The following is a 14,197-nucleotide window of genomic DNA, read 5'->3' on the forward strand; positions in this document are numbered from 1 at the left end:
TTAAACTAAAATCTCATGAAAAAAGTACTTTCAATATTGTTTTTAACAGTTTTAATGATAAGCTGTAAAACGACTGCAAATAAAGAATCTGCCACAACATCTTCAGTAAGCTCAACAGAAGAAGATCTAAAATATTATTTTAAAGGAACAGGAAATGAGCCGTTTTGGGGAATCAAAATAGGAAATGAGGAAATCGTTTTTACGTCATTAATACCAGGAAAAGAAAAAATCATTTTTCCTGCCGTTGATGCGATTCGAGCAATGGATGCTAATGTGAAAATGTATAAAGTAAATAATGAAACGACTTCTGCGACTATAACAATTCAGCAATTAGATTGTCAAGATTCAATGTCTGGTGCGATTTCGCCTTACAGCGTAAAAGTTGAAATTAGAAATAATTCAGAATTAGAAACGAAGAAACTTAGCGGATGCGGAAAATATCTTACCGATTATCGTCTTCACGATATTTGGGTTTTGGAAGAATTAAACGGTTACAAAGTTTTTGCAACCGATTTTCAAAAGGAATTTCCGAGAATCGAGATTAACTCGGCTGAAAATAAATTTATGGGATATGGCGGTTGCAATTCAATAACCGGACAAATCTTTTTCGAAAAAGATCTTTTGCGTTTTACCAAAGTGATTTCAACTTTAATGGCTTGTCCGCAAGGAAATAAAGAAGGAGAATTTACTAAAGCCTTGCAGAGTACGAATACTTATTCGATTGGGAATAATCAATTGATCTTGTCAAATCCTTCTGGAAAATTGGCTGTTTTTAAGAAGGTCGATTGATTTTTTATTTCTCCCGCAGATTTTGCAGATTAAGCAGAATAAATCTATTTAATCTGTAAAATCTATGGCAGTAAAAATATCTGCTCAATCAGCAAAATCTGCGAGAGCTTACATTTTTATAAATCGAAATTATTCAAACAATTCCTTAGGTTCTTCATCTTCTTGTTCTTCTTCAATAAAATCCAATTCTAAAGCTTTCACGCTCTGAACCGCATTTCCGGCAATACCGCGAATAGAACCGTACATGCCTAATGTATTATGAACCACTTTTTCAATTTGTTTTTCACGCTGTTTCCAGATTCTTTGCATCGCTCTTTTTTCTGATTCCAGATCGTTTTGCATTTGTGTAAAACCTTCTACAATTCCTTCAATCTGCAGACGGAATTCGTTGCTGGTTAAGAAATCATACAACATCGACATTTTATCACCTTTGTTTTCCTGCGCTTGAACCGCTTGGTTAATTTGAATTAGGGACTGACGCAATACTGCACTTAAACCTTTAAATTCTTCATACGTACAAATCCAAATTCCGTCTCGCATGCCCATTCTTTCCATTCCAGAAGGCATCACTTCAGTTACTAAAACTCCAATATTGGCTCTTTTAGTTCTAATGTCGTTTTTGAATTTCTCAATCCAAGAAGGCTGGAATGCTTTTGTTCTCTTGCTTTCGTAATAAATAGAACCGCAGTTTTGATGCTCGCGTGTGTTTACAATTTGAAGACAGTCGGCACCATTGACACCTTTTTTAACTTCATCAATGCTGTCGAGGGGGAAGTTGTTGGCCAGCCATTCTTCAATCGCTAATTCCATTACTTCGCCTTGCAATTGCATCGAACCTTGTTCCTGCTTGCGTTTCATTTCTTCCGTCAGCTTTTTTTGTTCTTCAAGCTGTTTCTGAAGTTCTTTGAATTTCAGCTCGTTTTTATCGTCTTCCTGTTTTCTGATTTTTTCACGTTCCAAAGCCAATTGCGCGTTCAATTGTTTTTCGGCTTCGGCTTGAATTGCTTCTTTCATTTCCAGTTTTTCGCGCTGTAATTTGGCGATTTCACCTTCCATTTTATTTAATTCCCTAATTTTTTCTGATTTTTCAGAGAGTTCTTTTTCCATTAAAAGCAAACGATCCTTGTTTTCTTCTTCCAGTTTCGCTTTCAGCTTTTCAGAAATTTCTTTTTCCGCTGTTTTTTTCTCGCGTTCCAAACGTTCTGCAAAAAGTTCGTTTTCCTGTTTTTTCTTCGCTTCAAATTCGGCTTTGGCTTTTTCCAATTGTTCGTTTTTAAGCTCTAATTCACGGTTTTGAATATTGGCTTTTTGCTGGAATTCTTTACGAATGCTATCTTCCAATTGATGTTTTAAGACATCATTTACGTCGATAGGAGTTCCGCAGTTTGGACACTGAATTGAAGATTGCTCGGCCATTTTTATTGAAATTTTTATTGTAGAATTATAATTTGCTAAGGTATTTAAAACTTCTGTTTTTCTTATGCGGATTTCTGTACTAAATTGTAACGAATTTTTGTTATGGCCACGAGACGCTAAGGCTCTAAGTTTTTTTCTATTCCCGATAGCTATCGGGATAAAAGGATTAAAAGGACTTCGTTCATTTTTTTGTCAGGATGACAAACTATACGCTTCTTTCTACTTAAAAAAAAACTTTGCGTCTTAGCGACTTTGAGGCAATAAAAAGGCAACAGCAGATCGAGTAATATCAGAATTATCTTCTTTTGAAATTATAATCGAAACATTTGTAAAAAGATTTACTTTCTTCAATTCAATAAAACCAATTTCAGGATCTTGATTGTTTTTAGCAATATTTGAAGGAACAATCGAAATTCCTAATCCGTTTTTGACTAATTGCACGATGGAATTGATGTTGTTTGCTTCGTGAATAATCTTCGGCGTAAAGCCATAAAAAGCACAAAGTTCTAATAAAACTTCATGATAATGCGGTGCATAATCTTTATTGAAGAAAACAAAAGTTTCGTCTTTCAATTTTAAAATCTCATTTTCTGATTTTATCTGAACAGATTTTTTATTGTAAACCAATGAAAAACCATCTTTAAACCATAAATGCGATTTTATTTTTGGCGAATGAATCGGAGATCGAATAATTCCCATTTCGATTTTTCCTTGTTCTAAAGCATCAATTTGTTTGGTTGTTGAAATTTCAAAAAGCTTGAAATTGACATACGGAAACTGCGCTTTCAGATGTTTGATTAAATCTGAAATTATTGATGAATAAATAGAACTTATATAAGCGATTCTGAATTCTCCAGAAACGTTTTCTGCTATTTTTTTTGTTTTAGTAGAAATGTGTTCCAAATTCTGGAAAAGAGCTTTAACTTCTTTTTCAAAATATTTTCCAGCTTCGGTCAATTCTACTTTTTTATTGTTTCTGATGAAAAGTTTTGCCTGCAGTTCTTCTTCTAGTTCAGCTATTTGTCGGCTTAACGGCGGTTGCGAAATAAAGAGTTTTTCTGAGGCTTTGGTAAAGTTCAGTTCTTCGGCTACAGCCAAAAAATATTTTAAGTGACGTAATTCCATGATACTTTTAAAGTATTGTTAAATGATAAAAATAGTATTTTTAAAGTATTTGTGAAAAGAATAGTTTTGAAAAATAAAAAACAAATCTCTCGCAGATCTAAACAGATTTGGCAGATTATTAATGTTTAGATAAATCATCTTAATCATAATAATATCCAATCATTATAATAGCAAAAAGATTCGCTCAATCTGCTCAATCTGCGGGAGATTAAAGAAAAAGAAAAAAAGTTTTCTCGCAGATTTAGCAGATTTAAGCTGAATAAAGAATAAAAAAAGAAAATCATTTTTAAATCTGCTTTAATCTCTTTTAAATCTGCGTGAAAAATTAAAAAAAAACAAAAACCATGAAAAAATCAACTATTGCCGAAATCAAAGAACGATTTGACAATGATGTCGAACGCTTTTCAAATTTAGAAACGGGACAAGTTGCAACAATTGACGCGACTATTTCTTTAGAATTAATAACTGAAGCCTCAAAACGCATTGTCCCAAATGCTACAAATGTTTTGGATGTTGGCTGTGGAGCTGGAAATTATACTTTAAAAATGTTATCTAAAGTGCCAAATTTAAATTGTACGTTAGTCGATTTGAGTTTGCCAATGTTAAATCGTGCTTTTGAAAGAGTTTCGGCAGAAACGAACGGAAAAGTCGAAATCAAACAAGGCGATATCCGCGAAATTGTTTTAGAAGAAAATAGTTTTGATATTATTTTGGCTGGAGCAGTTTTGCATCATTTAAGGGATGATGAAGATTGGGAAACGACTTTTACTAAATTATTCAAATTATTAAAACCAGGAGGTTGTTTGATGATTTCGGATTTAATTACTCAAGACACCGAATTGTTGAACGAATATACATGGCAACGCTATGGCGAATATTTAGAAGGAATAGGAGGGGCAGAATATCGCCAGAAAGTTTTGGATTATATCGAAAAAGAAGATTCGCCTAGATCGATGAATTACCAATTGGATTTAATGAAAAAAGTAGGTTTTTCAAAAGTAGAGATTTTGCATAAAAACATGTGCTTCGGAGCTTTTGGAGGAATTAAATAAGTTTTGTTCGCCACGAATTCACGAATTAATCTAAAATCTTTGCGCATAGATTTTAAAAAATAAATTCGTGAATTCGTGACTATCAAGGACTTATAAAATCTGCGCGGTTTTGTAAACCTGAATTGGGCTCGAAACCAGATTTTCAGTTTTTTTTATGAATTCTTGCAAATAAGATTGATTGTTATGCAAGTCTAATCCTGGCTGATCTTTCCATTCTTCCCAAAGTATAAAAACATTTTCGGAAGTGTGTAAATCGTAACGAATACATGCCGCTTCTTTTCTAGTTTCGGTTACTAGATGTGTCAGCAGGTTTTTAACTTCAATTAAATGCTCTGGTTTACTTTTTAAAATTGCGGTAATCGAAATCATAATTATAAGTTTTTAAAAGTTTGCTCTAAATGTTTCGTATAATTCTCTTTAAAGATAACGATATTTTCTGGTGTAGCACCTTTTTCAACATCATGAAAATGAAATCCGTTTAGGCGTTCCATTCCAGTGAATTTGTTCATTTTATGGAAGCCAAACATTACGCCGTCATCAACAGAAGTTTCTTCGAAGAATTCACCTGAAAGTGTAAAAGCTGTTGCAGGTGCATTCCAGCTTGTCGTCAGCATGTATTTGCGTCCGTGCAGAAGTCCACCAGTTCCGTAATTGATGTCTGGATTTACACGGCTTCTCCCGTCGCTTTTGTATATTCCGTTGTTGTGTCCTTGTGTGAAAACATCGTCGATGTATTTTTTGAAAAGATTTGGCAATTGAAACCACCAAACTGGTGTGTGGTAGATAATTAAATCTGCCCAAACGAATTTTTCTACTTCTTCTTGTAAATCGATTTGATCTTCGATGTGCGTTGTTTTTATTTCGTAATCGTTGTTCTTTGAAAGAAATTCGATTGTCCAATCTTGAACAGTTTTATTGAATTTTCCTCCTGAATGAGCAAATTTCTGCCCGCCGTTAATTATAAATATCTTTTTCATTTTAATTGTTATTTCTTATGAAAATGTACGCGTGAGGGATAGGAGCGATATCCTTTTTCTTTTTTCTTTAAAAAGAAAAAGATTTAGCGGATAGCCCGGTTCGCCACGGCGAAACACGCCCAAATTATTTTAATTGTGAGATTTTTTTTAAACACATAGAAACATAGATTTTTCTTTCTGGAAAAGGGAATGGAAAGAAACTAGTTTCTAATACATAGCTCAAGTGAACGCTTTTGTAGAAAAAGTGAGACTATGTTTCTATGTGTTAAAAAAGAGAATTATTTTATTTTAGCAATCGCCTGATTGATGAATTCTAATTCTGAAGCAGATAAGTCAAAATCCATTGTTTTAGCGTTTGAAATAGCTTGTTCTGCGTTTCTTGCTCCAGCTAACACAATTGAAATTCCTTTTTGTAAAGTTGTCCAGCGTAAAACCAATTGTGATAAGCTTGCTTCTTTTGCGTGTGCTAAAGAAGTTAATTCTTCAACCAAAGTTTTTACTTTTTGAAGATCAAACTGATTGAAATAACCGTTTCTGTGGTCGTTTTCTTTTAATTTGCTGTCAGTGAAATATTTTCCAGTCAATAAACCTCTTTCCATAGGACTGTAAGCAATGATTCCGATATTTTCTGCAACTGTGAAAGGAATTAGTTCTTCTTCAATTTTACGATTTAGCATGCTGTATGCCACTTGATTTGAAGCCACTTGAATTGTTTTTTGTGCTTCCTGAATTTGTGCCACATTGTAATTACTTACTCCGAAAGCTCTGATTTTTCCTTGCTGAATTAAGCTTTCAGCAGCTTCCATTGTTTCAGAAATTGGTGTTGTGGAGTCTGGCCAGTGAATTTGCAGTAAATCAATATAATCAGTTTGAAGACGTTTTAAACTTTCTTCAACTTCTTTGATTACGTTAGCTTTTGATGAATATTTGTAAACGGGAACTTTTTTGCCATTGTCGTCAGCGTCGAAAAAGTAATCGCCTTTTCCGTTATTGCTTCCGTCCCAAACCAAACCGAATTTAGTAAGCAATTGAATTTTAGAACGATCGTAAGGTTTTATAGCTTCTCCGATCATTTCTTCGCTTAAACCAAATCCGTAAAAAGGTGCAGTGTCAATTGTAGTAACGCCGTGATCGATAGAAGCCTGAACAGATGCTATGGAGTCTTTCTTTTCTGTTCCGCCCCACATGGTTCCGCCAATGGCAAATGCACCGTATGTAATAGCTGATAATTCAAGTTCTGAGTTGCCTAATTTTCTATATTCCATGATTGTAATTTTATTTTGATTAATTTGACGAGGCAAAATTATACTGTTTTTATGATTCTTATTTGGTATATATTTGTCTTTTTTAGGTATATTTGCATCTTCAAATAAATGGAATTATGAAAAAAGAAAACTTATATGAACCTTTTACGGTTTCTTTTGAGACGCTTACGGAATATCCAGATGTAGGAGATCGTCATAATTTTTTCGAATTAGTATATATTCTTCAAGGTACAGGAAGACAGTGTATTAATAAGAATATTTTTGAATATGATCCAGGACATTTGTTCTTATTAACGCCAGAGGATTGTCATAATTTTACCATTGAAACCGAAACGAAATTTTTCTTTTTGAGGTTTAATGATATTTATTTGAAGAATTCGAGTCTGCAGAACGAAAACATTCAGCGATTGGAATATATTCTTCAAAATGCGAATCATCAGCCGGGTTGTATTCTAAAAAATGATCCTGACAAATGTTTGGTAAAAGTAATGATCGAAGCCATTTGCCGTGAACATCAAGACAAAGATGTTTATAATCAGGAATTGATTCAGCAATTGGTGAATACGTTGATTATTATTGTGGCCAGAAATATTGCAAAATATCTTCCTGAGCAGGTTAATATTGGAACAGAAGCCAAAGCGATGGATATTCTGCAATACATTCAGAACAATATCTATTATCCTGAAAAAATTAAAGCAGAATCAATTAGTGATTATTTCGGAATTTCGAATACGTATTTAGGCCGTTATTTTAAGAAACATGCTAGCGAAACAATGCAACAGTATATCAGTAATTATAAAACAAAACTGATTGAACACCGTTTGCAATTCAGCGATAAGCGTATTAATGAAATTGCGTACGAGTTTGGTTTTACAGATGAAAGCCACTTTAATAAGTTTTTTAGAAAACAAAAAGGGTATAGTCCGTCTGAATTTAGAAAGTCGATTCGATTGAGTGCTTAAGTCTTTTTTGCCACGAATTCACGAATTTACGCTAATTTCTTAGGCTTTTTTTATTTCACAGAAAGTACTAAAAAATAAAAAATCCGTGTAAATCCGCGTTTTCGCAAAGCGAATCTGTTTTATCCGTGTACTTTAAATTCAAAACCTTAATTAGATAATCTTCTTAATTACACGCAGTTTGTGTGTATGCTTGTTTAATTCAGGATTGTAAATTCCAGTGTGGTCTAAACGGTCAATACGCACTTTTCCACTTGCGTGAATGATGTAATTATTTTCCATTATGATTCCGACATGGGTAATATTTCCTTCATCATTGTCAAAAAATGCCAAATCGCCTGGTTCGCATTCTTCAATAAAGCTTAAAGGATCACCCTCAAGTGCTTGTTGAGAAGCATCTCGGTGAATTTTATAGCCGTTTAATTTATAAACCATTTGAGTAAATCCAGAACAGTCAATTCCAAATGGTGTTTTTCCGCCCCATAAATAGGGAGCATTCAAATACATAAAAGCAGTTTTGATTAATGCACTTTTAGGTTTGATGCCGCTAGTTTTGGTTCCTTCAAAATCAAAGTTCGAAGTATTGATTTCACTGTTGTTTAAAAAAGACAATGAGGCTCCAAGCGGAATTGGAAGCAGTAGATTGTTTGGAGCGGTGATATAATCAATTAAATCTGCATTCAAAATAATTGACTCTTTACTCAAGAGATCAAATTGCTCTTTGGTGATTTCTTGATATTGTTTAGAATCGACCCAGCCTTCGTAGTCGTCAAACTGAATTCTTATTCGAGCCCATTGATTGTGGCGTTCTAAAATTTCGATGTGTTCGCCAAACAAAAGCTGTGTCACGATTTCACTTCTGTCACTAGCTTCAGCTCGAACGGGTACTATGGCAAGATTGCAAATTCCAAACATGTAAGGAAAATTATAAAGTTAAAAATCAGGAGTTACGTTTATAACTCCTGATTTTTTTAGATATTGTTTTAAGCTCTTTCGATAACAATTGCTGATGCGCCACCACCACCGTTGCAAATTGCAGCAGCTCCAGTTTTTGCATTATTTTGTTCTAAAACATTTAGTAAAGTTACAATAATACGTGCTCCAGAAGCTCCCAGAGGATGTCCTAAAGAAACAGCGCCACCGTTTACGTTTACTTTGTTGTTATCTAAATTTAAAATTTTTGAATTGGCCAATCCAACTACAGAGAAGGCTTCATTGAATTCGAAGAAATCAACATCTGAAATTGAGATTCCTGCTTTGTCCAAAGCTTTTGGTAACGCTTTTGCTGGACTTGTTGTAAACCATTTTGGTTCTTGAGCCGCATCTGCATAACCTTTTATGTATGCTAATGGTTTTAAACCTAATGCATTTGCTTTTTCTTCAGACATTAAAACCAAAGCAGCAGCTCCGTCATTAATTGTAGAAGCATTTGCAGCGGTTACAGTTCCGTCTTTTGTAAAAACAGGTGCTAAAGATGGAATTTTATCTAATTTCACATTAGTATATTCTTCGTCTTTAGAGAATATAATTGGTTCGCCACGTCTTTGAGGCACTTCAACAGGAACAACTTCATTATCAAATTTTCCAGCCTCCCAAGCTTTGGCACTTCTTTCGTATGATTGGATAGCGAAAGCGTCTTGTTCTTCACGGCTGATTTTGTATTCAGAGGCACACAAATCAGCGCAAACTCCCATTGCGTTGTTGTCGTAAGCATCTGTCAAACCATCTTTCTGCATTCCGTCAAGCATAGTTGCTGGGCCAAATTTGTTTCCAGCACGCATTTGCACATAGTGCGGGATTAAGCTCATGCTTTCCATTCCGCCCGCTACTACAATTTCAGCGTCGCCACATGCGATTGCTTGCGCGGCAAACATTACGGCTTTCATTCCAGAAGCACATACTTTGTTTACTGTTGTCGCAGCGACTTCTTCAGACAGACCAGCAAAAAGTGCTGCTTGACGTGCCGGAGCTTGTCCAACACCTGCCTGAATTACATTCCCCATGAAAACTTCATCGACTAATTTTGGGTCAAGGTTAATTTTTGAAAGGGCTCCTTTTATAGCAGCAGCGCCTAATTTTGGTGCAGGTACAGTAGATAACCCGCCCATGAAACTTCCGATAGGTGTTCTAACGGCAGAAACGATAACAACTCTTTTGTTCATTTTCTGTTTAATAATAGTTAGTAAGCAAATTTACTCTTTATTTGAATAAATTCAAACTTTGTATTGAATAGTGAATTTTAAATTTAAGGTGAAATTTTTGTTAATTCTATTTGTTTGATTGTGAAGCGGTTTTGAAAAAAGATGAAAAAAAACTAAAAAAACTCAAAAAAAAGCTTGTGAGAAAAGGAATGTTGTTATACATTTGCACTCGCAAAACGGAAGCAATTCCTTGAGCAAGGAGAGGTGCCAGAGCGGTAATGGAGCAGATTGCTAATCTGTCGACGGGTAACCGTCGCCAGGGTTCGAGTCCCTGTCTCTCCGCTTAAATTTTGCCTCGGGGTGTAGCGTAGCCCGGTTATCGCGCCTGCTTTGGGAGCAGGAGGCCGCAGGTTCGAATCCTGCCACCCCGACTACAATTGAAATAATGGACGCATAGCTCAGCTGGATAGAGCACCTGCCTTCTAAGCAGGCGGTCGAAGGTTCGAATCCTTCTGCGTTCACAATAAGCCACTCAAATCGAGTGGCTTTTTTGTTTTATAACATTTTAGCGAGAAATTACTATGTACGCCATGAGTTGGATATTCTCTATCTGAAACCGGTATTGAGCTTATTCCTTTTATAAGTCAAATGAAACAGCGGGCTGAAAGACAGATAGCTTTGATTTAAAACTATAATAGGAATGCTTAGTTTAAATTGGTTAAAAAGTCAATGACTACGGCGTTTCTTGCTTTTTTAATATATTTTGCACTAAATTGCTTCTTCATTTTTAATTCTAAACAATAAATAAAATTTTACTGCAATCCATGAATGAAGAAATTAAATTATACCGAAACTTTAAGAAAACCAGAAATTTACTTTTGTATGCTTTTGCTGTCAACATTCTATTAGCGATTATGCTTTTATACGGCATAGGAACTTTTGATGGAATATTTAAAATAAAACTATCCATTGCTTCTGGTGCTATTCTTTTGATAATGTTTGTTTTGTCATTTAAAATGCTTGCCAGTATAAAAGATAAGTCTCCATTGATTCAAATAGATTCAAATGTTTTTTCTGGGAGAACAACACCTGTAGCAAAAGCTTTTGGGAGGATAGAATGGCAAGATGTTACCGATTTGCAATTAAAGAAGGTTGGAGGTGATACTTTGGTTGCCATAACAATTGACAATGTATCGAAATATGACGGAAAGGTTTCTAAATTTCTTTGGAAAATGGCTTATGATGAGCAAAATTCGAAATTGAATATAATGTATTCGGCTTCAGAAATTGAAATTAATGCAGATGAATTGTATAAGCTGTTTTTAAAATACTGGGAAAAATAAAAATAGTCTGTTATAAAATTTAAGAGCCACTTAACTAAAGTGGCTCTTTTGTTAGTTCTAAATGCAAAATCGGATAGGGTTTGCCACAGCCGTCTAAATCAGAGGTAGATTTTACTTCAAATCCAAAATGCTTGTAAAATGAAGTGGCTGTTTGGTTCTCTTTATTCACATCAACTTTTGAGATTTTAAGCTCATTAATTGCATATAGTAATAATCTCTTGCCAATTCCTTTTCCTATTTGGTCTGCTGTTACAAACAACATTTCTAAGCTTTCATCATGAGTTCCGACAAAACCAATAATTTGTTGTTGGTCATTTTTTATGCAGTACAATGAAACATTGTCAAAAAAGTTTGGAATAAGCTCTTTGTAAAATATAAAATCTTCAGGTTTTAAGAAGTCATGCGTTGCTTTTACAGAAGATTCCCAAACCGAAATCAATTCAGGATATTCTGTTTTATTTACTTTTTGAATCACAGTCTAGATTGTTTAATTTTTTGATGACTGGCAAAAATAGTAATTTTATGTACTATTGAATTATTTTTTGCCTGCTGCCCAGAAAATAGAATTTCGAAGCAGGGTAGTGTATGCTTCGTTTTGGAATAATTCTGGCGCGTGTCCCATAAAAATATAAACGTTTCGTGAAGGAAACTTATCGTTTGTCCAGACTACGGGATGATCTCCCATTTTTATTTTTGAATCTGGCTGGTAAGTCGATTCGTCAACTGAAGCTAAAACATGAACATTCGGTCTCGGACTTTTGTCATAGGTATACCATTCTTCCTTTTGGATAATGAAATCAGAAGGAATTCCTTTAGCTACAGGATGAGATTTATCTTCTACATTTACTTTTCCGCTTGCAAAATCGGGTATGTAATTCACAAATCTGATTCCGCCCATAAAATCAGAAAACCATTTCCACATAGGATACCCGTCAAACTCTCCAAGCAAAGTAGCATGATGCAAACCAACCCATCCGCCTTTTCCGCCGTTCATATATTTCTGAAATGCCTGCATTGATTCTTCGCTCCACGTATAAGGTGGATAGTCTAATTGTATAAAAACTTGATATTGTTTTAAAAGATTTTCATTGATTGTTTTGGTGTTTTCGATATAGTCAATGGTAAAACTGCTGTCAATGGCGAGTTTGTTTAGCCAAGGTTTTGCGGCTTTGGTAAATGGAAGATGATGTCCGCCATTTTCATATAAAACTAAAGCTTTAAAACGTGATTTTTTTTGTTTTTGAGCCAGACAATTCTGCTGAAAGAAACAACTTAAAATAAGTAAAATAAATGCTATTGAATTTTTCATGGAAATAATTTAGTAAATCGAATTAATTTACGGTTCAACAATTGCAGTTATTGCCTGTAAAAACCATGCTGAATGCGGAATCCATTGTTCGGTCCAGCGCCATTCATTGCCTTTGTCTTCCATTTTAAAATCGATTCCAGAACCGTCTCCATTTCCATCTTTCCCCGTAATACCGTTAGAAATACCGCCTTTTTCAGATCCGTGACCGTAATTAGAGTGCATATAAGGAACATTGTTCTCGCCAAATTTGTACAAAAAACACATAGAATACGGATTGCAACCTAAAATCCATGATAGTTGCTGTGACGCATATAAATCTAGCGATTTTTTTGTGGCGTTGTTTTTTTGTAGTGAAATGCTTTTTCCGCCTTCTATCGCTGCTGTAGCCAATGAAGCCAATCTTGCATTTTCGCCTTGCCACCACCAGCCAGTTTCATTATCATGCGGAATAAAAAATCCGTCTTGAATTTTATCATTAAATAAAAAACTTTGCCTAGCGTAACCAAATGGATTAGTGACATTGTTGGTAACGGCTAAATTGTATTCCAAAGCTTTTTTGATAACATTTTCTGCCGCAATTCTTTCTTTACTGTCAGATTCTTTTTTCAGATATCTGGTTAGTGCCACAATAGGTAAACCAGCATCGGCTGCATGCCAAAACGGACGATTTGCATCATTACTTCTAAACCAACCTTTGTCTGTCATTCGGTTTTCAAGTTTATGAGCCCATTTTCTGGCTTCGTCTTTATAAAAATTTTCATTCGTGGCTATCCATAATTCTGTGGTTGCCATCAAAGCACAATAATCATCTATGATGTTTTCTTTTCCGTCATCATCATATTTCGTATTATTAATTAAAAGGTGTGCATAAGCTCTTTTCGCTCCGTCTAGATATTGTTTTGAAGTGAAATCACCGTTTTTATTCCATTTTGAAATTCTGGCAAGTGACGCGATTGCCATTCCAGCGCCTTCGCGAAAAGCAGATTGATATTCGTCAGTAGTAACGCTATTGGCTTTTAATCCAACAATTCTTCTTGCTGCAGGGTTTTTGTCAAAATAGCTAAATACTATCATATAAAAATAATCTTCATCAGAAAGACAGCGCATCATATAATCGGCTCCCCAAATGGCTTCGTTATCGAGAGAATCTTTTATTTTCCAATGTACGAGCTTTTTTGAAATGCTTTCGGATGTGTTTATAAGTGACCAAGTTACCAAAGGGGTCTGTTGCGGAGATACAAAATTAGCGTAGGCTAAATGCGAAAAATACTTGCTCACATCTCCAGATGCATCGCACCATCCGCCATGAACATCTACTTTTTTTGTGCTTCCAAACAATAACATGTTTTTGTCAGCTTCGAGTTCTTCAGGAGTGTTGGCTCTTTGTTTGTTATAATAGTGTACAATAGAAGAAATGGTTCGTTTTGCCAATATATCTTCTTCAATTGAAAAGCGGGCAGAAGTATAAATTTGATCTGCAATTTTAAATGATATTTGGTAGTTCCCTGGTTTTTGAAAAGAAGAAAAATCGGCTTTGTAATAAAAGCTACCCAGTTTCCAGTCGTCGACACTTTCTGCTTTTCCAATTTTAGACGTGAAAACTGTTTTTCCAGAATCAGCATCTATAATGTCAAAAGTTGAATTCAAAAGACTGCTTTGATGTTCAATAATAGCAATTTTTGGGCTTTTTGGATCAAAGCCAACTTGATTTACATGGATGATAGTTTTGCTATAAGCTGAAATAGAAAAGAGCAAAACTATTAAGACGCATCTTAGTTGTTTTCTAAATTTTAGCATGGTTTTTTATTTTTTTCGCTTGTA

Annotated in this window: 14 protein-coding genes and 3 tRNA genes; 7 read left to right on the forward strand and 10 right to left on the reverse strand. The window is 34.8% G+C overall.

From position 1 onward, the window contains the following. Positions 1 to 15: 15 nt before the first annotated feature. Positions 16 to 789, forward strand: coding sequence for an META domain-containing protein (locus FF52_RS20875; protein WP_008468751.1), 774 nt, complete (start codon positions 16 to 18; stop codon positions 787 to 789). Positions 790 to 918: 129 nt separating this feature from the next. Here the strand turns inward: FF52_RS20875 and FF52_RS20880 are convergent, their stop codons facing one another. Continuing rightward, positions 919 to 2,205 carry a DUF2130 domain-containing protein gene (locus tag FF52_RS20880; RefSeq protein WP_008468753.1) on the reverse strand — a complete coding sequence of 429 codons (1,287 nt, stop codon included), beginning with the start codon at positions 2,203 to 2,205 and terminating at the stop codon, positions 919 to 921. A gap of 243 nt (positions 2,206 to 2,448) precedes the next feature. Then, positions 2,449 to 3,330, reverse strand: coding sequence for a LysR family transcriptional regulator (locus FF52_RS20890; protein WP_008468757.1), 882 nt, complete (start codon positions 3,328 to 3,330; stop codon positions 2,449 to 2,451). A 344-nt stretch (positions 3,331 to 3,674) separates the two neighbouring features. Between FF52_RS20890 and FF52_RS20895 the strand changes: the two genes are divergently transcribed. Beyond that, positions 3,675 to 4,382, forward strand: coding sequence for a class I SAM-dependent methyltransferase (locus FF52_RS20895; protein WP_008468759.1), 708 nt, complete (start codon positions 3,675 to 3,677; stop codon positions 4,380 to 4,382). Between the two features lie 90 nt (positions 4,383 to 4,472). On the opposite strand, the gene FF52_RS20900 is transcribed toward FF52_RS20895, so the two are convergent. The 3 genes from FF52_RS20900 to FF52_RS20910 form a co-directional block, all read right to left on the reverse strand. Beyond that, positions 4,473 to 4,751 carry a putative quinol monooxygenase gene (locus FF52_RS20900; RefSeq protein WP_008468761.1) on the reverse strand — a complete coding sequence of 93 codons (279 nt, stop codon included), beginning with the start codon at positions 4,749 to 4,751 and terminating at the stop codon, positions 4,473 to 4,475. A gap of 2 nt (positions 4,752 to 4,753) precedes the next feature. Beyond that, positions 4,754 to 5,359: an NAD(P)H-dependent oxidoreductase gene (locus FF52_RS20905; RefSeq protein ID WP_008468762.1), complete on the reverse strand. Its 606-nt coding sequence runs from the start codon at positions 5,357 to 5,359 to the stop codon at positions 4,754 to 4,756. Between the two features lie 278 nt (positions 5,360 to 5,637). Continuing rightward, positions 5,638 to 6,624 (reverse strand): aldo/keto reductase, encoded by a 987-nt coding sequence (locus tag FF52_RS20910; protein WP_008468765.1) that lies wholly within the window; start codon positions 6,622 to 6,624, stop codon positions 5,638 to 5,640. A 116-nt stretch (positions 6,625 to 6,740) separates the two neighbouring features. Between FF52_RS20910 and FF52_RS20915 the strand changes: the two genes are divergently transcribed. Further along, positions 6,741 to 7,586 (forward strand): AraC family transcriptional regulator, encoded by an 846-nt coding sequence (locus tag FF52_RS20915; protein ID WP_008468767.1) that lies wholly within the window; start codon positions 6,741 to 6,743, stop codon positions 7,584 to 7,586. A gap of 150 nt (positions 7,587 to 7,736) precedes the next feature. On the opposite strand, the gene FF52_RS20920 is transcribed toward FF52_RS20915, so the two are convergent. Beyond that, positions 7,737 to 8,498, reverse strand: coding sequence for a C40 family peptidase (locus tag FF52_RS20920; RefSeq protein ID WP_008468770.1), 762 nt, complete (start codon positions 8,496 to 8,498; stop codon positions 7,737 to 7,739). Positions 8,499 to 8,566: 68 nt separating this feature from the next. Then, the gene (locus FF52_RS20925; protein WP_008468771.1) at positions 8,567 to 9,745 is read right to left on the reverse strand and encodes an acetyl-CoA C-acyltransferase; all 1,179 of its coding nucleotides are present in this window, start codon (positions 9,743 to 9,745) and stop codon (positions 8,567 to 8,569) included. A gap of 237 nt (positions 9,746 to 9,982) precedes the next feature. Here FF52_RS20925 and FF52_RS20930 point away from each other — a divergent pair. The 4 genes from FF52_RS20930 (at position 9,983) to FF52_RS20945 (ending at position 11,067) form a co-directional block, all read left to right on the forward strand. After that, positions 9,983 to 10,066, forward strand: a tRNA-Ser gene (locus FF52_RS20930). A 14-nt stretch (positions 10,067 to 10,080) separates the two neighbouring features. Next, positions 10,081 to 10,155, forward strand: a tRNA-Pro gene (locus tag FF52_RS20935). A 16-nt stretch (positions 10,156 to 10,171) separates the two neighbouring features. Then, positions 10,172 to 10,245, forward strand: a tRNA-Arg gene (locus tag FF52_RS20940). A gap of 303 nt (positions 10,246 to 10,548) precedes the next feature. Continuing rightward, entirely contained in the window at positions 10,549 to 11,067 is a 519-nt protein-coding gene (locus tag FF52_RS20945) for an STM3941 family protein (protein ID WP_008468773.1), read from the forward strand. Positions 11,068 to 11,101: 34 nt separating this feature from the next. Here FF52_RS20945 and FF52_RS20950 read toward each other — a convergent pair whose 3' ends face one another. Genes FF52_RS20950 through FF52_RS20960 form a run of 3 tightly spaced genes read right to left on the reverse strand, consistent with a single transcriptional unit; the run spans position 11,102 to position 14,173 of the window. After that, on the reverse strand, positions 11,102 to 11,542 hold the full coding sequence (locus FF52_RS20950; protein ID WP_008468776.1) for a GNAT family N-acetyltransferase: 441 nt from the start codon (positions 11,540 to 11,542) through the stop codon (positions 11,102 to 11,104). A gap of 60 nt (positions 11,543 to 11,602) precedes the next feature. Further along, positions 11,603 to 12,376 carry a ThuA domain-containing protein gene (locus FF52_RS20955; protein WP_008468778.1) on the reverse strand — a complete coding sequence of 258 codons (774 nt, stop codon included), beginning with the start codon at positions 12,374 to 12,376 and terminating at the stop codon, positions 11,603 to 11,605. Between the two features lie 27 nt (positions 12,377 to 12,403). Continuing rightward, complete coding sequence (locus FF52_RS20960) at positions 12,404 to 14,173, reverse strand: glycoside hydrolase family 9 protein (RefSeq protein WP_008468779.1); 1,770 nt, start codon at positions 14,171 to 14,173, stop codon at positions 12,404 to 12,406. Between the last annotated feature and the right edge of the window lie 24 nt (positions 14,174 to 14,197).

Origin of the sequence: Flavobacterium sp. F52 (assembly GCF_000278705.1) — a bacterium.
GTDB lineage: Bacteria > Bacteroidota > Bacteroidia > Flavobacteriales > Flavobacteriaceae > Flavobacterium > Flavobacterium anhuiense.